This is a genomic window from Gordonia sp. Z-3 (assembly GCF_036233855.1).
In the GTDB taxonomy this organism is placed as follows: domain Bacteria; phylum Actinomycetota; class Actinomycetes; order Mycobacteriales; family Mycobacteriaceae; genus Gordonia; species Gordonia tangerina.
Window position 1 is genome coordinate 237,685 of record NZ_JAZARS010000007.1, and the last position, 19,678, is coordinate 257,362.

18 protein-coding genes are annotated in these 19,678 nt (G+C 66.7%); 8 read left to right on the plus strand and 10 right to left on the minus strand.

Translation table 11 applies throughout. From position 1 onward, the window contains the following. Positions 1-127 precede the first annotated feature (127 nt). The 3 genes from VX037_RS10545 to VX037_RS10555 form a co-directional block, all read right to left on the minus strand. A complete protein-coding gene (locus tag VX037_RS10545; protein WP_235723671.1) occupies positions 128-1,012 on the minus strand; it encodes an acyl-ACP desaturase in 885 nt (294 codons plus the stop codon). A gap of 87 nt (positions 1,013-1,099) precedes the next feature. Further along, positions 1,100-2,377 (minus strand): serine hydroxymethyltransferase, encoded by a 1,278-nt coding sequence (gene glyA / locus VX037_RS10550; RefSeq protein WP_235723753.1) that lies wholly within the window; start codon positions 2,375-2,377, stop codon positions 1,100-1,102. 26 nt (positions 2,378-2,403) lie between these two features. Then, a complete protein-coding gene (locus tag VX037_RS10555) occupies positions 2,404-3,636 on the minus strand; it encodes a DUF885 domain-containing protein (RefSeq protein WP_287016402.1) in 1,233 nt (410 codons plus the stop codon). Positions 3,637-3,688: 52 nt separating this feature from the next. Between VX037_RS10555 and coaA the strand changes: the two genes are divergently transcribed. Further along, positions 3,689-4,630 carry a type I pantothenate kinase gene (gene coaA, locus VX037_RS10560; protein WP_266059608.1) on the plus strand — a complete coding sequence of 314 codons (942 nt, stop codon included), beginning with the start codon at positions 3,689-3,691 and terminating at the stop codon, positions 4,628-4,630. Positions 4,631-4,652: 22 nt separating this feature from the next. On the opposite strand, the gene VX037_RS10565 is transcribed toward coaA, so the two are convergent. Further along, the gene (locus VX037_RS10565) at positions 4,653-5,099 is read right to left on the minus strand and encodes a carboxymuconolactone decarboxylase family protein (RefSeq protein WP_328714170.1); all 447 of its coding nucleotides are present in this window, start codon (positions 5,097-5,099) and stop codon (positions 4,653-4,655) included. 35 nt (positions 5,100-5,134) lie between these two features. After that, positions 5,135-5,890 carry an SDR family oxidoreductase gene (locus VX037_RS10570; RefSeq protein ID WP_235723667.1) on the minus strand — a complete coding sequence of 252 codons (756 nt, stop codon included), beginning with the start codon at positions 5,888-5,890 and terminating at the stop codon, positions 5,135-5,137. Positions 5,891-5,967: 77 nt separating this feature from the next. On the opposite strand from VX037_RS10570, the gene pdxR reads away from it, so the two are divergent. Further along, a complete protein-coding gene (pdxR, locus tag VX037_RS10575; RefSeq protein WP_328714143.1) occupies positions 5,968-7,416 on the plus strand; it encodes a MocR-like pyridoxine biosynthesis transcription factor PdxR in 1,449 nt (482 codons plus the stop codon). Positions 7,417-7,965: 549 nt separating this feature from the next. Then, positions 7,966-9,906 (plus strand): HNH endonuclease signature motif containing protein, encoded by a 1,941-nt coding sequence (locus VX037_RS10580; RefSeq protein WP_328714144.1) that lies wholly within the window; start codon positions 7,966-7,968, stop codon positions 9,904-9,906. A gap of 44 nt (positions 9,907-9,950) precedes the next feature. On the opposite strand, the gene VX037_RS10585 is transcribed toward VX037_RS10580, so the two are convergent. Next, the gene (locus tag VX037_RS10585) at positions 9,951-10,733 is read right to left on the minus strand and encodes an isoprenyl transferase (RefSeq protein WP_235723664.1); all 783 of its coding nucleotides are present in this window, start codon (positions 10,731-10,733) and stop codon (positions 9,951-9,953) included. A 92-nt stretch (positions 10,734-10,825) separates the two neighbouring features. Here VX037_RS10585 and trhA point away from each other — a divergent pair, with 92 nt between their 5' ends. From trhA to VX037_RS10600, 3 genes are all read left to right on the plus strand, one after another. Then, the gene (trhA, locus tag VX037_RS10590; protein WP_235723752.1) at positions 10,826-11,452 is read left to right on the plus strand and encodes a PAQR family membrane homeostasis protein TrhA; all 627 of its coding nucleotides are present in this window, start codon (positions 10,826-10,828) and stop codon (positions 11,450-11,452) included. A gap of 103 nt (positions 11,453-11,555) precedes the next feature. Continuing rightward, on the plus strand, positions 11,556-13,172 hold the full coding sequence (locus VX037_RS10595; protein WP_287014681.1) for an alkaline phosphatase D family protein: 1,617 nt from the start codon (positions 11,556-11,558) through the stop codon (positions 13,170-13,172). Between the two features lie 82 nt (positions 13,173-13,254). Continuing rightward, positions 13,255-13,437: a hypothetical protein gene (locus VX037_RS10600; protein ID WP_287014682.1), complete on the plus strand. Its 183-nt coding sequence runs from the start codon at positions 13,255-13,257 to the stop codon at positions 13,435-13,437. Positions 13,438-13,505: 68 nt separating this feature from the next. Here the strand turns inward: VX037_RS10600 and VX037_RS10605 are convergent, their stop codons facing one another. Then, complete coding sequence (locus VX037_RS10605) at positions 13,506-14,579, minus strand: 3-deoxy-7-phosphoheptulonate synthase (protein ID WP_266059614.1); 1,074 nt, start codon at positions 14,577-14,579, stop codon at positions 13,506-13,508. Positions 14,580-14,826: 247 nt separating this feature from the next. Beyond that, positions 14,827-15,273, minus strand: a complete 447-nt coding sequence (locus VX037_RS10610; RefSeq protein ID WP_266059616.1) for an Lrp/AsnC family transcriptional regulator — start codon at positions 15,271-15,273, stop codon at positions 14,827-14,829. 97 nt (positions 15,274-15,370) lie between these two features. On the opposite strand from VX037_RS10610, the gene rocD reads away from it, so the two are divergent. Further along, positions 15,371-17,419, plus strand: coding sequence for an ornithine--oxo-acid transaminase (rocD, locus tag VX037_RS10615; protein WP_287014683.1), 2,049 nt, complete (start codon positions 15,371-15,373; stop codon positions 17,417-17,419). Beyond that, positions 17,416-18,057 (plus strand): histidine phosphatase family protein, encoded by a 642-nt coding sequence (locus tag VX037_RS10620; RefSeq protein ID WP_287014684.1) that lies wholly within the window; start codon positions 17,416-17,418, stop codon positions 18,055-18,057. Before rocD ends, VX037_RS10620 begins: the two co-directional genes overlap by 4 nt. Positions 18,058-18,128: 71 nt before the next feature. Here VX037_RS10620 and VX037_RS10625 read toward each other — a convergent pair whose 3' ends face one another. Further along, on the minus strand, positions 18,129-19,103 hold the full coding sequence (locus VX037_RS10625) for a GDSL-type esterase/lipase family protein (protein WP_287014685.1): 975 nt from the start codon (positions 19,101-19,103) through the stop codon (positions 18,129-18,131). Positions 19,104-19,167: 64 nt separating this feature from the next. After that, positions 19,168-19,671 carry a GNAT family N-acetyltransferase gene (locus VX037_RS10630; protein WP_287014686.1) on the minus strand — a complete coding sequence of 168 codons (504 nt, stop codon included), beginning with the start codon at positions 19,669-19,671 and terminating at the stop codon, positions 19,168-19,170. Between the last annotated feature and the right edge of the window lie 7 nt (positions 19,672-19,678).

Sequence of the window (19,678 nt, forward strand, 5' to 3'; positions counted from 1 at the left end):
GAACCTCCCGGACGAACCGCTTCCCCGCGGTCCGTCACTGGCCAACGTACGCCGAAACACCCCTGCCCGGCGCGGCGGACAGGGGTGTGTCGGCGTGAATTATGCGTTAACGCACGTTGCCTGGCGGCTACGTCGCGCTGGTTACACCGGCGCGATCCAGAACGCGACGTCGAGCCTCTTCTGCCTCGCCGTCGAGGCCTGCGACCGACGCGAGCTTGCATGCGTCGACGATGGCGGCTGCGACGCGAGTGCGGCTCTCGGCATCCTCGTAACCGGCGATGAGTGCGCGCTCGGCGTCGAAGTCGGCGATGTCGGAGCCGATGGGCTCGGTCTCCAACCGGGCCAGCGCCTGGTCGACGGCGACCACCGTGGCGGCCGGATCGGCGACGAGTCCGGCGTTGAGGAAGGCGCCGAACGTGGCGGCCTGCACGGCGTCGTCGGCAGCGATCTTGTCGAGAATCTGTCCGAACACGTCGTCGGTGACCGCAGCACGGAGCTTCTCGATGTAGCCCACGCATTGGTTCTCATGCACCGCCATCAGCGCGAGCACGTCGAGCGGTCCCAGATTCTCGATCGATTCGGGACGCTGACGGTAGCCGGCGGTCACGTGTATGCGGCGTCGCTCCTCGGCATCGACCGGGTCGATGGCGCGGGTAACGACAAGGAAGTCGCGCAGCACGATGGCGTGCCGGTTGTCCTCGGCGGTCCACACGCCCACCAACTGACGCCAGTCGGAGAACGCCGGGAAGTGCATGGCCAGCACCCGGTGGTAGGACGGCAGGTTGTCCTTGGTCAGCAGCAGTGCCAGGACACCCGCGCGGGCCTCGTCGGAGATCGTCGACTGCGTCGAATCCCAGTCCTCACCACCGAGGAAGGCGAAGTTGCGGCCCTGGTCCCACGGCACCCAGTCGTGCGGTTTCCAGGGACTGGCAGCCGCCTGATGGTCCTCGGCGATCTCCGGCAGCGCCTTGGAGAGCGCGATGATCAGCTCATCGGTGGTCAATGCATTCACCGGAGCAACAATAGAGAACCGCCCCGCAGTCTGGCCACCCTGGGTCCGGGGGCGCAGCGCCGTCGGCGCTGCGACGTCAGGTGGGATTCACCCGCGGCTCATCAGCCCCCAGTCCTCGAGTCCGTCGTAGAGCGGGAAGTCCAGCGCCAAGCGCGACACACGCCCACGCAGGGCGGAGACGTCGGCATCGGTACCGGCCGCCAGTGCGGTCGCGATGATGTCGGCGACCTCGGTGAACTCCGTGTCCCCGAAACCGCGGGTGGCCAGCGCCGGTGTCCCGATCCGCAGACCCGAAGTCACCATCGGCGGCCGCGGATCGAAGGGCACCGCGTTCCGGTTGACCGTGATGCCGACCTGGTGCAGCAGGTCTTCGGCCTGCTGACCGTCGAGCCGGCTGTTACGCAGATCCACCAGCACGAGGTGGACGTCGGTGCCCCCGGTGAGCACCGAGATGCCAGCGTCGGCAACGTCGGAGCCGGTGAGCCGGTCGGCCAGGATCTTCGCCCCCGAGAGCGTGCGCTGCTGCCGCTCGACGAATTCGTCGGTTCCGGCGATCTTGAGCGCGACGGCCTTGCCCGCGATGGCGTGCATCAGCGGCCCGCCCTGCTGCCCGGGGAACACCGCCGAGTTGAGCTTCTTGGCCCACTCCTGCTTGGCCAGGATGATGCCCGAGCGCGGCCCGCCGAGCGTCTTGTGCACGGTGGACGAGACGACGTCCGAGTACGGCACCGGCGACGGGTGCAGCCCGGCGGCGACGAGGCCGGCGAAGTGCGCCATGTCGGTCCACAGGTAGGCGCCGACCTCGTCGGCGATGGACCGGAACGCCTCGAAGTCCAGCGTGCGCGGATATGCCGACCAGCCGGCGCAGATCACTTTCGGCTTGCCCGCGAGCGCGATCTTGCGGACCTCATCCATGTCGATGCGGAAGTCCTCTTTGCTGACGCCATAGGACTCGATCTCGTAGAGCTTGCCCGAGAAGTTCAGCCGCATGCCGTGGGTGAGATGCCCGCCGTGTGCCAGGTCGAGACCGAGCATCTTCTCGCCCGGGGTCATCAGCGCCATCAGTACGGCGGCGTTGGCCTGTGCACCCGAGTGTGGCTGGACGTTAGCGAAGTCGGCGCCGAACAGCTCTTTGGCCCGGTCGCGAGCGATGTCCTCGACGACGTCGACGTACTCGCAGCCACCGTAGTAACGACGCCCCGGGTACCCCTCGGCGTACTTGTTGGTGAGCACGCTGCCCTGGGCCTGGAGCACCGCGCGCGGCACGAAATTCTCGGACGCGATCATCTCGAGGGTGTCCCGCTGCCGGCTCAACTCGCCGTTCATCGCCGCAGCCACATCCGGGTCGAGTTCGGCCAGGGACATCGAATTCAGGCTCATGGCAGACAAGTCTATTGTCCCGGCCTCGGGTCCTGGAGTTCGGCTCTCAGCAATGCCGGGGTGAGCGGTTCGTCGAGCAGGCGACCGAAGCGTTCCAACCGCTGCGTTTCGGGTGCGGCATCGAGCCACTCACCCAGCAGGCGGTACCCCTCGACATAGGTAGAGATGTAGGCGCGCCACAGCGGGGAGGTCAGGAATCTCAGCATCTGACGCGCTCGCTCGGGCGGCGCGAGCAGCCATTGCTGCAGGAACTCGGCGACAGTGTCCTGATCTGCCCGACGGTCGTGCAGCAACAGCGCAGCGTCCTGACGGACCCCCAGCAAGCCCGCCGACGCGCGCGCCATCCGCACAGCACGGGCACCGTCGAACCGCAGTCCGAGATCGGCGTAGATCTCCTGCGCCCACTGACCCCAGTCCGGGCCGATCGCCGCGTGCAGGGCGTGGTCGGCGAGGCCCTCGGCCATCAGGCACTGCGGGGTGTTGACCACGAACAGGGTCTGCTCCTGCTGCCCACCGCCCACCAGGATCTCCTCTTTGCGGCAGTGCTCGGTGTGATGTCCGGGGTACGCCTCATGCGCGATGAGGTGCGGCAACGTCGACATGTACTGCGTGAGGTCGAGGTTGATGGCGACCCGCGACCGGTAATCGCCGAGGTAGTAATTGAACCCCGACCACGGCTTGTCGGTGACGACCTCGAACTCGACGATCTCGCTATCCGGCAAGGGATGAGTGGACCGCACCCGTTCGCGCAGCGCACCGGCAAAGGCGCGCACGCACTCGTCGACACGGTCCGGCGGGATCTCGTCGGATCGCTTGTAGGCCGCATAGGCCTCAGCCAGCGCTACCCCCGACGCACCCGGAACACCGAGTTCGGCGGCCATCGCCGCGTGGGCATCTCGGTATGCCTGCTGATCGCCGAGGTCGATGTCCACGTCGAAGTAGGCACGCACCTCGTCGACGAACGCGATCTCCTCACCTGCGAACTTGCGCGCCGAGCATTCCAGCGCCGCGAGGTGCGCACGCAGGAATTCCACTCGCGCGGGGCCAAGCTCGGCGGGCAGCTCTGACGAAAGTCCGCGCGCCCGATCGGCTAGTACGGCCGGGTCGGGCGCGGGAGCGGCGGCCACCTCGGCCCGCAGCGCCGGGTCGCCGGTGTAGGCGTCCACAAAACCCTCTTCCAGCCTGTCGAAGGCCAGCCCCAAGCGCAGGTAGTCCGTGATCGGTGCGGACGCGGCAGTTGTCATGACCGGAGGCTACCGGTGGTGCGCGATTCCGTCCGCCCTAAGCTGTAGGACCATGGCACGCGACACGACCGGGCGCGATCCCAGTCTGTATCTGGAGCTCGACCGTCGGCAGTGGCGTGAACTCCGCGAATCCATGCCCATGGTGTTGACCAACGCCGAGCTGCAACAGCTGGTGGGCCTCGGCGAACAGGTCGACCTCGACGAGGTCGCCGATGTGTATCTCCCGCTGTCACGTCTGATCCACCTACAGATCGCGGCACGCCAACGACTGTTCGCGGCCACGTCCACCTTTCTCGGCGAACGCCAGACCAACCGGCAGGTGCCATTCGTGATCGGCATCGCCGGCAGCGTCGCGGTGGGTAAGTCCACCACCGCCCGCGTGCTGGCCGCCCTGCTCGCGCGGTGGGAGTCGCACCCGAAGGTCGACCTGGTCACCACGGATGGATTCCTTCTGCCGACCGCCGAGTTGGAACGTCGGGGAATCATGCACCGCAAGGGTTTTCCCGAGTCCTATGACCGACGCGCGTTGCTACGTTTCGTCACCGAGGTCAAGTCCGGCGCACGCGAGGTGACCGCCCCGGTCTACTCACACATTGCCTACGACATCGTCCCGGACGTGAGGCATTATGTGCGGCAACCGGACATCCTGATCCTGGAGGGGCTCAACGTCTTGCAGACCGGACCCACCCTGATGGTGTCCGACCTGTTCGACTTCTCGATCTACGTCGATGCCAAGACCTCCGACATCGAGCAGTGGTATATCTCACGCTTCCTGCAGATGCGCACCACCGCATTCGCAGACCCACAGTCGCACTTTCATTATTACTCGTCCCTGACCGACGAGCAGGCGACCATCGCGGCGCGCGACCTGTGGACCTCGATCAACCAGCCCAACCTGATCGAGAACATCCTGCCCACCCGACCGCGCGCCACACTGGTGCTACGCAAGGACGCCGACCACTCGATCAACAGGGTCCGCCTGCGAAAGCTGTGATCCTGGCCGACAACCTTGACGCTCAAGGCATTCTGCGTTCATCCAGCCCCGCAGGGTAGCGCCCGGCGACAGCAATCCGGTTCCACGCGTTGATCATGACGATGGCGGCGATCACCTGCCCGAGTTCGACCTCATCGAAAAGTGCTGCGGCACGCTCGAACACATCATCCGGAACGCCATCGTCGCCCACCTGGGTCACGTGCTCGGCCAGATCGAGCGCGGCCCGCTCCCGATCGGTAAAGAGGTGCGGCGCGTCGGCCCACAGGGCCACCATCCCCACCGCCTCCGGCTCCACCTCGGCCGACCGGGCATCCGACAGGTGCATGTGCAGGCAGTAGGCGCAGCCATTGATCTGCGACACCCGAATCCTGATCAGTTCGGCCAGGCGCGGCGCCAGCCCCTCGGCCGAGGCACGCTGCAACGCCACCAGAGCCTTGTACACCGTGGGGTTTGTCCGCGGAATCCACATCCGCCGAGTGTCATGCGGCGCGGCGGTCGGCGCGCTCATGCCGCGTACTCCGCATCCAACCACTGGTCCAGCGTTGTGGTGGTGACCACGTCGGGACGCTCGGGGACGAGACCACCGTTCCGAATCGCAGTGCCGCCGAAGCGGATGCCCACCACCCAGCGTGGCGACCCCGATCGGCGAGCGATGGCCTTGCCGATGTCAGCGAGGTCGAGCACGTGTGGGCCGGCCACCTCGACGTCACCTTCCGGCGCGGTGGTCACCGCACCGACCAGCGCCGCAGCGGCGTCGGCCGCCGACAGTGGCCGGCAACGCATATGGGGCACGGCGGCAACCGGACCCAACCGCAGAGTGCTCATCATCTGCCGCGCCAACTCGTACCATTGGGCCGAGCGCACGATCGTCAGAACATCGGCGGGCAGCGACTCGCGGTAGACCTTCTCCTGCGCAGCCTTGCCCTGGTAATAGCCGAACTTGGCGTTGACCGCCGGGTCAGCGGCATTGATGATCGACAAGCACACGACCCGCCCCACGCCGGCGGACAGCGCAGCGGTCGAGACGTTGCGAGCAACCGTGCCGAAGAAGTCGATCGCGGTGTCCGCGCTGGTCGTCGTCACGTTCACGCAGTCGACAACCACGTCGGCGCCACTGAACGCTTCACTGAGTCCAGTGCCCTCGTAGGCATCGACACCTGTCGACCGATGCGCCGCGGTCACCTCAATCCCCTGCGCACGCAGGCGATTGACCACCTCACTGCCGATCTCGCCGCTCGCACCCAACACGATCACCTTCATGACTGCTCCTCTCCTCGATGTGGTATCGACTTCCACAGTAGGAGTGAATTGCACCAGAAAACTGGTTCAATTCAAGGGTGGACAAGGGTGTCAATCCAGATCCGTGGGAGCAGATCGCGCAACATCTGGGCGTCGATCTCTACCTGGATCTGCAGCCCGACCCGGCGGGCAGCACCCGCGGACGAGGCGCACGCCGTCGCCACTCGCTGGCCTCCGCGCTTCGTGAAGCGATCAGCGATGGCCGATTGGGACCAGGAACCCTGCTGCCTCCGTATCGGTCGCTGGCCGCCGACGTCGGGCTCGCGCGCGGGACGGTGGCCGCCGTCTATCAGGAACTGATCGCCGAGGGGTGGCTGGTGGCCCGCCAGGGGTCGGGCACCCGAGTCGCCGACACCCCACGCCCCGGGGTCTCGGCACCCACGCGCAGTGTGCGTCAGACGTCCACCATCGACCACGATTTCGGGCTCGGCCAACCCAATCCGTCGCTGTTCCCGCGTGCGGACTGGATCGCCGCGACGCGTCGTGCGTTGTCCGACGCCCCGGACCGGACATTCGGACCCGGCGATCCACAAGGCAGCGAACGGCTTCGCAACTCCTTGGCCAGATACCTGGCGCGCGCCCGCGGGGTGCGGACCGACCCCGCCCACATCGTGTTGACGACATCGGTTCTGCGCGCGCTGGAGTTGCTGTCGCGCACCGTATTCGGTGATGTCCTCGCGGTGGAGAGCCATGGGTTGCCGTTTCACCGCGCGGCCGTCGAACGTGGCGGAACGGCGACCATGCCAGTTCCGGTCGACGGCGACGGCGCCGCGGTCGACCGACTATCCGACGAGGCGTCGGCGGTGCTGCTGACCCCGAGCCATCAGTACCCGACCGGGGTGCCCCTATCCCCGTCGCGCCGCGCCCGGGTCATCGAGTGGGCGGGCGATCATGACGCGCTGGTCGTCGAGGACGACTACGACGGCGAACTCCGCTACGACCGAGAGCCGGTGGGCGCCCTGCAGGCCCTCAACCCCGACGTGGTGATCTACACCGGTTCGGTCAGCAAAAGCATCTCACCGGCGGTGCGCATCGCCTGGCTGGCCCTGCCACCTCGTCTGGTCGAGGTGGTACGCGCGACGAAAGGCAGCCGGGAACCCGACGCCAGCATCATCGATCAACTCGTCTTGGCCGAGCTCATCGATTCCGGCGCCTACGATCGGCACATCCGCCGCAGCCGCCAGTACTACCGGCGTCGGCGAGATGTCCTCACCGATGCATTCGCCCATGCGGGCGTGACGATCCCGGGGATCGCCGCCGGGCTCCACGCAGTGATCCCACTCCCTTCCCACGACGAGGACACGGTATTCGATGCGGCACTGCGCCGACGGTTCGCTCTGGCGAAGATGTCGCAGTTTCGCCATCCGGACACAAGCATCGACGACAGCTCGCCATCGGGCCTGGTGGTCGGCTTCGGCACTCCCCCTGCTTCGTCGTATCAGGCCGACGTCCGGGCGCTGGTGTCATTGGTCACCGAGCGTGTCTGAACCCGATGATTCCCCCGACCCCTACGAACGACCGAGCCTGCGAGGCCGCGCCCCCTTATCCCTGAGAAGCGACCGACCCTGCGAGGCCGCGTCACGAAGGGTCCACCCACATCCCTCCCGCGGCGCACAAATGGTGTCAGACCCACCCGCTAGTCTGACGGCAGTCCGATTCCCCGCCAATGTTTCCCGAACATCAGAGAATCGGAGAGGAAGCCCCAACAATGAATCACGAAGAGTGCAACGAAGAACAAGCGAAACTCCCCGAACCGAAGGAAAGAACCGAGAAACGAGCGCCACCCTGATCCCTGAGGAGCGCCCGAGCGCGCGAGGCCGCGTCACGAAGGGTCCACCCACGCAACCAATCTCACGCACGAAATGTTGTCACACCCCGCCGCTATCCTGAACTCAACACCTCACCGATCGAGTCCATCCACACCGCACCCGTAGCGCACCAAAGTTGTCAGACCCGCTCGATAGTCTGATAGCAGTTCGATTCCCCGCCAACCCATCCCGACCTCAGAGACCGTCTTCGCCGGAAAGGAGCGTTTCGTGTTCACCTTCACCGACCGTGCTGCCGACGACGCTCTGCTGGCCTCCAGCAGTCTCGATGAGTTGGCGCAGCATGGTCGCGACCTGTTGCGGCTGAGTAATCAAGCCCAGGCCCTGGCGATGCAGATCGCGCGTCAGATCGGTGAATCCACCTACAACGAGCGCCTGGCCGGATACAACGATTATGTCCCGAACCGCATCCGCAACGCCGCCGACAAAGCCGCGAAAGGCGAAATCTCACTGCAGTTGGGCATTTCCCGAACCAAAGCCAGCGAATGGATCCACCTCGACGAACTCCTCGACGAGCACCCCAAGATCCGTGATGCCTTCCGCGCCGGCGACCTGAGCCCCCACCGGCTGGGTGTGGCCATCCGCGGCGCCGCCACCGGGCCCACCGGCGACCTGCGGGCACGATTGGGCGAACTCTCCGACAACGCCGACACCGACGACACCGACAGCAAGGATGTCGACTCAGAACTCACCCTCGACCTCGACGACCCCGAAGCCGACCTCGACGCCGGCACCGACGATGACGGCACCGACGTGGCCGACACCGACGAGGAGGGCTCCGATGATGCTGGTGATGCTGCGGCCGAGACCGACCCTTCCGCCACCGACGATCCCGACGACGGCGATGAGCCGTGGGATTTCGACGATGTGGTGCTCGATCTGGCCAGCCGACCCACCACCGACACCGCCCTGCGAGATGATCTCGACGCCATCATCATCAGCCTCGACCCCGATCGAGCCGCCGAGACCCGGGAGGACATCACCGACCTGTTCGGGGATGTGACGATCGGTAACGAAGCGTTCGGGCACATGACCGTCGATGCCTGCATCCCCGCCGAACACGGCGTACACCTGCGCGACCGCATCAGCGCCTTGATCAGCCGACGGGTGTGTCGTCGTGATGGGCGCAGCATCAAAGCCCAACGTGTGGCCGCGTTCGCCGAGATCATCAAGGCTCCCGGCGCGAAGCTGCGCTGCCACTGCGGCGATGACACCTGCCCCGCCACACCAACCCGCACCAGCAACCCGGGGCAGGCCACGCCCGCCACCCCGAGTTCGGTCACCGACAATGTCCGCGACTCCTCGGTCGACACCAGCACGGCTGACGACACCGACGCAGCCGTCGAGACCGCCGACGAACCCGCGGTGGGTGGGCCGGATGCGGCCGAAGAACAGCCGATCACCCTCGCCGACATCGACGCCGACAGCGACATCGAGGGCGAGGTCGAGGTCGAGAGCGAACAATCCGACATCGGAACCGATGACGTCGACACCGCTGACGTCGCACCCTCCCTGCAACCCCGACGAGACTTCATCACCGCACCACCCGCCGAACACGACACCGACGTCGCCGACGCGGAACCAGCCGACGACACCGACTCCGACTCCGACCTCATCGTCCCCGGCCTGACCCTGCTGCGCGACCCGACCGGTCTCGACCCGACCCGCCTGATGGGCTACGGCGCCATCGATCCCGCCCACGCCGCACGAATCGCACCACACGCCACCACCATCACCGCCCGACCGAGTGAAACCCGCACCGCCAGCGGACTGATCATCTTCGGCAACCGCACACCGGCCCCACCGATCGACCTGACCGGGCACGGTGGGTTCGCCGCCCCACCACCGGGGGCACTGACCTACAGGCCGTCAGCCGCGTTGCGGGCGGAGATCATCCAACTCGACCGGCGCTGCCGCTACCCGTACTGCGGCAGACCGTCCGAGGAATGCGAACTCGACCACCTGCTCAAGTTCTGCCATGCTGACCCGGTGGCCGGTGGCTGGACCGTGGCCTTCAACCTCGCACCCCTGTGCCGCCCCGACCACGACCGCAAACATGACGGGCCGTGGATACCGACCATGCACACCGACCGCACCATCACCTGGCGCAACGCGCGCACCGGACAGATCATCGTCACCTACCCGCGCTGACGCCTCGGCCGAATCGCGGTCACCTATCGGACCGAATCCGCGGGTCACTTGCCGAAACGACGACTCCGTGCCGCATAGTCACGCAGTGCCCGAAGAAAGTCGACCCGACGGAACTCGGGCCAGTACGCGTCGGTGAACCAGATCTCCGAATAGGCGCTCTGCCACAGCAGGAATCCGGATAGTCGCTGTTCACCCGAAGTGCGAATCACCAGGTCGGGATCCGGTTGCCCCTTGGTGTAGAGGTGCTCGTCGATCGCATCGACCGTCACCGCATCGATCATCTGTTCCCCGGTCGCGCCCGCAGCGAGACGGTCGGCCAGCAACGACTGCACGGCGTCGACGATCTCCTGGCGGCCGCCATAGCCGACTGCGACGTTGACGTTCATACCAACTCGATCGACAGTGCGCTCCGACGCCCGACGCAGCCGCTCGGCGACCGGCTCGGGCAGCCCCGCCAGATTGCCGACGATCCGCACACACCAGTTGCCGTCCGGTCCGGAAATCTCGTCGACGATGTCGGGCACGATTTCCATCAACGCGTCGAGTTCGTCCGACGTCCGCTGCAGATTCTCTGTGGACAACAGGTAGATGGTGACCGTGGAGATGTCGAGCCCAGCACACCAGGACAGCATTTCGGCGATGCGCTGCGCACCGACCCGGTGACCGTGGCTGACGTCCTCGAATCCGGCCTCGCGCGCCCACCGCCGATTTCCGTCGCAGATGATCGCGACATGACGGGGCAACCGGGAGGTGTCCATCAGCTGGATGAGCCGACGCTCGTACACGCTGAGCATGGGACGTCGGAGCCGATCGGGAAGAAGTTTCATCGCTGCCTGATCTTATCCGCTCCAAAAGTTACGGTACCGTAGGTTCCGTGACCTTCCTGGCGCATGAGACCTCGGCACCCGTCCCGCCGCGGATGCGGGGCGTGATCCATCAGTACGCGGCTATGGCCGCCATCTGCGCCGGGTTCGCCGTGGTCGTCGGCGCCGTGATCATGCGCGGCCCCTTCGCCGCCATGACATGTGCGATTTACGCGCTCACCACCTTCGGTGTGTTCGCGGTCAGCGCGAGCTATCACCGCATCCCCTGGCGCACGCCACGGGCGAGGGTCCGAATGAAACGCGCCGACCACTCGATGATCTTCCTGTTCATCGCCGGCACCTACACGCCGTTCTGCGCGATGGCACTGCCCGCAGATGTGCGCTGGTGGGTCCTGGGCATTGTGTGGCTGGGCGCAGTTGCCGGCGTCGCGCTCAAACTCGCGTGGCCGGCAGCCCCCCGATGGCTCGGCGTGTCGCTGTATGTCCTGCTCGGCTGGGTGATCGTGGTGGTCGCACCCGCCCTGGTCACCGAGGCCGGTTGGGCGGTGATCATCCTGCTCGCCGCCGGTGGCGTGTTCTACACCGTCGGCGGCATCCTCTACGCGGCCCGCTGGCCCAACCCGTGGCCATCCACATTCGGCCATCACGAGGTGTTCCACGCCTGCACCGCCGTCGCCGCGGCACTCCACTACATCGCCGTCTGGCTGGTGCTGGCCGCCTGAGCCTCGGGCCGCCGACCCTTCCCCAACTCGTCTTCACCGATCCATCACCCGCCGGCCAGGTGTCCGTCGCACCCCGTCCAGCCGCGCCTGATCGGGTGGCGCCATGCCCAGCGGCGTGCCGGACATCGAACTCTGCGGAGACCGCACTCTCCGAATCGGCATGACCCGCCGTCGATTCCTGAGCTGGAGCGGGGCCGTCGCCGCTCTCGCATTCACGCCCGGCATCCTCGGTGACACCGCCTCGTCGACTGGTGCGTCGGCACCAGACAGCCCCCTGTTCGCCCTCGGGGTGGCGTCTGGCGATCCGCTGCCCGATGGCGTCGTGCTGTGGACACGCCTCGCCCCGCGACCACTGGCCCGCGGCGGCGGGATGGGCGCCCGTCCGATCGAGGTGGCCTGGGAAGTGGCCGCCGACGAGGCGATGACGCGACCGGTGCGCCACGGACACGCTCCGGCCACCGCGGAGAACGGCCACGCCGTGCACGTCGACGTCCGGGGGCTGGAGCCGGGTCGGGAGTACTTCTATCGATTCGCCGCTCTCGGCGAGCGATCTGCGGTCGGTCGAACCGTCACCGCACACGCCGCCGGTACGGACGCACCGATGACCTTCGCGCTCGCCTCCTGCCAGTCGTGGGCCGACGGCTACTACGTCGCCTACGCCGACATGGCCACACACGCCCCCGACGTGGTGTTCCACCTCGGCGACTACATCTACGAGAAACCCATTAATCGCGGCGGCGGTCGTCGTCACACCACGGCCATGCCCGAATCCGCGGCACGTGAATGTCTCGATCTCGACGACTACCGCGATCGATACGCCCTCTACAAACTCGACCCGCACCTCCAGCAGATCCATCGGACCAGCCCATTCGTCACCACTTTCGACGACCACGAGGTCGACAACAACTGGGCGGCGGACATACCCGAAGACGGCATGACTGTCCCCGACTTCCTCGTCCGCCGCGCCCACGGCCTGCGAGCATGGTGGGAACACACACCGGTCCGCCTGGCCCACCGTCCGTACGGCGCCGACATCCGCGCCCACCGTCGCCTGCGCTTCGGAACCCTCGCCGAGTTCAGTGTGCTCGACACCCGCAGCCATCGCAGTGACCAGGTCAACGGCGACGTCGACGCCCCGCAGGACGCCGCCACTGCCGACCCGCGTCGTTCCATCCTGGGTCCCATCCAGGAACGCTGGCTGCTCGACGGATTCGCACGCAGCGAGGCCCGTTGGAACGTGCTTGCCCATCAGACACCGATCGCCGACCTCGCCCGCACCCTCGACGGTCGGCGCGCGGTCAGCATGGACGGTTGGAGCGGATATGAGGCATGCCGGGCCCGTATACTCGACGGTGCAAGAGAGCGCGGCGTGACCGATCTGGTGTCCGTCGTCGGCGACATCCACCGCAACGTGGTGACCGACCTCCGCACCAGCTATCGCGACGAATCCCCCACCATCGGTGTCGAGTTGGCCGGCACATCGATCGCATCGGGGGCCGATGGCCGCGATAGCGACGATTCCGACCGCGCCTTGAAGGCCGCATCACCCCACGTGCGCTTCGGCAACGCCCAGCGTGGCTATGTCCTCAACCGGCTGCAGCGTGACCGTTGGGACGCCGAATTCCGGGTGGCCGACTCGATCGGCAGCCCGGCCGAGCGTCTGCACACCCGGGCAGTGGTCACCACCGAGACGGGACGCCCCGAGGTCGACATCGTCTGACGGCCCGGCGTCCTGCCTGCCGACACCCGCGGGCTGGCGCTCTGGATCGCCCGCTATCGCAAGGGCCGCCGCCGATCAGGCGGTGCAGCTCGACCGCATGCTGACCGTGGCGCGAGACGCCGGCGTCACCAACAAGGTCGAGATCACCGCGCCGGCCGATGTGCAGACCGCCTACCAGGTGACCGAGACCCGCGAGGTGTGGCGACTCGGGTCTGCTGTTCGGGCTGCTCAGCCAACTCGCGCCGACAGGGCGCGGGCGAGCTGACGGCTGCGATCACCCGGTGAGTCTCCCCCGACCACCATCGGTCGGGGGCACTCACCTGCCGAGGTCGCTCAGCTACGGGCCAGCGTCGCTAGCACGGCGGCGCTGGCCTCCCAGCCCATGCACTTGTCGGTCACCGACTGCCCATAGGTCAACTGTTCGTCGTCCGGGGATTGCGCGCCAGGCTCGAGGAAGCTCTCCAACATCACACCGCTGATCGTCACCGGTGCGCCCGACGTCCGGGTCGCACGGATGGCGGTGGCGATCTCCTCGGCGACCTCGGCCTGGCGGATGTGGTCCTTGCCCGAGTTCGCATGCGAGCAGTCGATCATGATCCGTTCGGGCAGACCGGCCTTCGCCAGCGCGGCGACCGCAGACGCGACCGACTCGGGATCGTGATTGGGTCCGGTCGTGCCACCACGCAAGATCACATGGCACTCGTCGTTGCCCGCCGTCTCGACGACCGCACCGTGTCCGAAGTCGTCGACACCGAAGAAGACGTGCTGGGCGGCTGCCGCCTTGACGCCGTCGATGGCCACCTGCACGTTGCCGTCGGTGCCGTTCTTGAAGCCGATCGGCATCGACAGGCCCGAGGCCAGCTGCCGGTGCACTTGTGACTCGGTTGTGCGGGCGCCGATCGCACCCCAGGCCACCGCGTCGGCGATGTACTGCGGGCTGGTCGGCTCGAGGAACTCACACCCGACGGGCAGACCGAGGTCGATGATGTCGAGCAGCAGCGAGCGCGCGGTGCGCAGGCCACGCTCGACGTCGAACGAACCGTCCATCCCGGGATCGTTGATGAGGCCCTTCCAGCCGACGGTGGTGCGCGGCTTCTCGAAGTAGACCCGCATGACGATCTTCAGTCGGTCCGCGTGGTCGGCGGCCAACGGCGCCAGTCGCCGTGCGTAGTCGATGGCCGCGATCGGGTCGTGTACGGAGCAGGGACCAACCACCACCAGCAGGCGGTCGTCGCGGCCGGCGAGGATGTCGGCGACCTCCTCGCGGTCACGCTGCACGGTCAGCGCACGACGCGACGTCAGCGGCAACTCGGTGCGGATGGTGTCCGGAGACGGGATGGAGCGGAACGACTTGATCCGGCGGTCCGAGGTGGATTCGGCGGCGGTCAAGTCCGAGATGGTGGTCACGTCATGCCTTTCGGGGTCAGGCCCGGTCGTATCGGGTGGCCCCTGGTTGTTCGTACGTCACCGGAGGCCTGGAAATGACAAAAGCAGCAACCTGACGGTCGCTGCTCGGGGCTCCGGGTGTTACGCGCGCGGCGATTCAGCGCTTCATCGCGGCCCCACCCGGAGCCTCGATAAAGCGCCAATAGACGCGTGCGGTGTTCATCACGGCGACCAGGCTAGCACGACGCCAGATGACGACCAATCGCAGTCACGGATGACCTCGGTCGATCAGCTGACTCAGCACGATGATCGACTCGGAATGATCCACGGGACCGGCACTACGGATCCGCTCGAGCGCCTGCTCGAGATGACGGACGTCTCGGGCGCGCACCCGCAGGATCGCGTCTGCCTGACCGGTGATGGTGGCGGCGCTGACCACCTCGGGAATCGGCTCCCACGCATCCTTGAGCGCCTGCGGCGAGATGTTGCCGCGACACGAGACCTGCACATACGCCTCGGTGGTCCACTGCATCGCATATGGATCGATCACTATGGTGAATCCCTTGACCACACCATCCTCGACGAGACGATCCACCCGTCGCTTCACCGCCGGCGCCGACAGTCCCACCACGTCACCGATCTGCGCGTAGGTGGCCCGGGCGTCGCGGGTCAGGCAGGCGAGCACCTTCTCATCCAACTCATCGAGTTCACGCAACACATCTCCGTTTCACGACAGATGATGCACACTCTATTGCATAGAGCAGCAAGATTCGACGATTGTTTGCATCATCGACCCAGGCTAGCGTCGATTCATGACGATCACGAGCCCTGCCGCCGTGTCCGCGACCACCCGGTTTCCCCGGGTGCGCACCTATGCGATGACCCCGCCGATCCATTTCACTGTCGACTACGCGATCAACCCCTGGATGGACCCCACGGTGCCGGTGGACACCGACCGCGCAATCTCGCAGTGGCGCCACCTTCGCGAGGTCTACGAGTCACTCGGGCACACCGTGCTCGGGGTCGATCCCCAACCCGGCCTGCCCGACATGGTCTACGCGGCCAACGGCGGTCTCAGCGTCGCGGGTGCGACGATCGCCGCGCGCTTCGCGTTCGACGAGCGGGCGGCAGAAGGTGATCACTATGCCGACTGGTTCGCCGCCAACGGCCTCGGACCGGTACACCGCACCACCGGCGTCCAGGAAGGCGAGGGCGACTTCCTGGTGGTCGGCGACCGCATCCTTGCGGGCACCGGATTCCGCACCGACCCCGCCACCCACGCCGAGGTGGCCACGCTGACCGGGATACCGGTCATCACACTCGAACTCGTCGACCCACGCTTCTATCACCTCGACACCGCACTCGGTGTGCTCGATGACGATCTGATCGCCTATTACCCGCCCGCCTTCTCGCCTGCCTCGCAAGCGGTGCTCGCCGCACTGTTCCCCACCGCGATCATCGCCGCCGACGCCGACGCGTTCGCACTGGGTCTGAACTTCGTCTCCGATGGTCGCCGAGTCGTGATGACCGATGCGGCACCGGCACTCGCACACGCACTGCGAACGACCGGTTTCGAACCGGTGCTCGTCGACATGTCCGAACTGCTCAAAGGTGGCGGCGGAGTCAAGTGCTGCACCCTAGAATTGAGGGGCTCCGACAGGGAGGTGAACGTGGTGTCCGCGAGTGAACCACATGTGGCGCACAACTATTCGCCATTGCCGGTGACCGCCGCATCCGCCGAGGGCGCCTGGATCACCGACGTCGACGGACGCCGCTACCTCGATTGTCTCGGCGCCTACTCTGCGGTGAACTTCGGGCATCGCCATCCGCGGATCGTCGCGGCCGCTCTCGATCAGATCGGGCGGGTCACCCTCACCAGCCGCGCTTTCCGCTCTGCGGGACTCGAGCCGTTCTGCGCAGCGCTGGCGACCCTGTGCGGCAAGGACATGGTGTTGCCGATGAACACCGGCGCCGAGGCCGTGGAGTCCGCGATCAAGGTCGCCAGAAAGTGGGGATACGACGTCAAGGGCGTCGCCGACGGTGCCGCCACGGTCATCGTTGCCGGCGGCAACTTCCACGGCCGAACCATCAGCATCGTCAGCTTCAGCGACGATCCCGAGGCACGCACCGGATTCGGTCCCTTCACACCAGGTTTCATACAGGTCCCCTACGGTGACGCGGACGCGGTCGCGGCCGCCATCGATCAGAACACGGTGGCGGTGCTCCTCGAACCGATCCAAGGCGAGGCCGGCATCATCGTGCCGCCAGAGGATTATCTACCGCGTGTGCGAGACCTGTGCACCAGTCAGAATGTGCTGATGATCGCCGACGAGATCCAGTCCGGACTCGGCCGCACCGGCACCACCTTCGCCTGCGCGCACTGGAATGTCGAACCCGACGTCTACACCCTGGGCAAGGCGCTCGGCGGCGGCATCCTGCCGGTGTCGGCGGTCGTCGCCGACGCCGACGTCCTGGGCGTGCTGCACCCTGGCGAGCACGGATCGACCTTCGGCGGTAACCCGCTGGCGGCAGCGGTGGGCCATACCGTGGTCGACATGCTCGCCGACGGGACCTGGCAACACCGGGCGGCCGAACTGGGCGCACACCTGCACGCCCGACTGGGCGAACTCGTCGGCAGCGGTGTGGTCGCGGTGCGCGGACTGGGGTTGTGGGCCGGCATCGATGTCGAGCCCTCCCTCGGCAGCGGGAAGGACGTCTGTCTGCGACTGGCCGAGCGTGGCGTGCTGGCCAAGGACACCCACGGGTCGACGCTACGACTCGCTCCGCCGCTGGTGATCACCCGCGAGGAAATCGATTGGGCGGTGGATCAGTTGGCGGAGGCCGTACGCTCGTCCTCGTGACCGACCACAGCACCAGCGCATCGTCGCAGATCAACCGCCGCGTCCTGCTCATCCGGCACGGACAGACCGAATGGTCGCTGACCGACCGCCATACCGGTCGCACCGACATCGACCTGACCGCGCGTGGCGAACAAGACGCCCGCGCGCTGGCCGGGATCACCGACCGGCTCGGGTTGACCGACCCTTACGTGTTCGCCTCCCCGCGCACCCGGGCACGGCGGACCGCCGAACTGGCCGGTCTCACCGTCGACGAGGTCGACGACCGGTTCGCCGAGTGGGACTACGGCGACTACGAAGGACTGACTCGCGCGCAGATCCACGCCGACGGCGATCCGGAGTGGACGATCTGGACCGCCGGTGGGCCGCGCGGTGAATCGGTGCAGGACATGACCCGCCGGGTCGACGGGGCCGTGGACCTCGTCGAGCAGCGTCTCACCGACGGCGACGTTGTCGTCGTCTCCCACGGCCATTTCTCCCGATCCTTCGTCTGTCGCTTCCTGGGCTGGCCGATCGGGCAGGGCTCGGCCATTGATCTACGGCCGGCCGGCGCGGCGATGTTGATGCAACTCGGCAGCGATCGCCGGCTGTGCACGCTGGTGGGCCCCGAAGGTGCGGCCGCCACCCACGGAGCGTTGTGACCACTGAGTCGCACGTGGGGCCCAACCATCAGCTCGGGCCCCCCACCATCAGCTCGACCCGGACCGTCAGCTCACGAGCCGGTGGGCTCTCGTAAACCGATGGCATCGAACAGGACTGTGGCGGTGGCCGACTGTCCCGCCCTTGTCGGGTGATAGCTGCCCAACGACCAGTTGCGCAACGACAGACTGTCCGGCTCGTACTGGGGCGCATGCAGTCGCGGCCCCCACACCCATGGTTGGGCGCTGCACAGATCGTGCCGCTGCGCGCGCCACGGCGAGTCGGCGCCGTCGAGGTCGACGAATGTCGCGCCGAAAAGTTGCGCATTGGTGCGTGAGATCTCGTCGATCTTGTCGACGAATGCGTTCAACAGCACCACTTCCCGATCCGACATGAACCAACCGCACCGAGCGTGATACTCCTGTCCCGGCCGCGGCACCACCTGCGGGGCGCTGAGAATATAGATCCGCGCCTGCGGTGCCCGTGCCCTCACCTCGCGATGGATTCGTTGCTCATGCCGCCGTTGTTCGCCATCGAGGACGGCCATCGACCGCTCGACTGTCCGCGCATCACATTCGCTGAGCTGTACGCACGCAACCACATTCAGAAACTCCGGATTGCCGATGACCTGCATCACGACGATGTCGGCGGCCCGCTCCAGATGATCGATCTGACGTCCCTCGTCGAACTGCGCGATCTGATCGACGTGTCGCGGCTCGGCGGCCGCGCATGTCGCATTGGTCAGCTGCGCCCCCAGCCGATCCGCGACGATCTCGACGGCCGCGTGACGGCTCCGGAAACAGTAGTTGTTCGGGCCGGTGGTACCCGATCGGTACGACGACGTGTCGGCCGGCACCGATCGGTAGTCATCCGCACCCTGGCCGGAGATGTACGAATTACCCAGGGCCACCATCCGAATCGGTGGCGCCGCATTCCCGGTGACAGGTTGCGCGCCCATCGAACCCGCGCAGACGAGCACGACCAGCACCCAGATCACCGAAGATGTCGCCCTGATGGGACCCCGATGGTGCCGCGCGGCCCGGGACATCCTGCCACGATACTGTGCGCTCCCGGGGCCGGACAATGGTCCGCTCGGACGACACCGCACAGCACTACACCAGATGTAAACCCATCTCGAGCGCATCCCAGAGCTCACCGTTGCGACGACGGTACTGCGCGGGACGCAGACCTTCCCGGACGAATCCGTGTCGTTCGTACAGCGCGATCGCCGCATGGTTGTGCGGCCACACCTCCAGCACCACCTTGTGCGATCCACGTTCGCCTGCCCAGGCCAGCACTGACTGCAACAGCGCGGTCCCCACTCCGTGCCGACGCTGATCGATCGCCACATGCATTCCGAATGTGATCGGTGCGGGATGCTGATCGAAGCCGATGGCACTACCGATGATTCGGCCGGTCGAGGTCACCGCCACCACCGGATGTGCACTTTCCGAGGCGAGCGCATCCCGGAACTCGCCCATCGTCGCGTCGATGTCGAGCGGAGCTTCGCGCAGAATCCAGCGGCCTTCGGCTGCGACGCCGCCCCACAACTCGACGACGGCCCGGGCATCATCGGCTTCGGCGGTTCGTACCCGGAATACCCTTGCCTCATCCATGACGCGG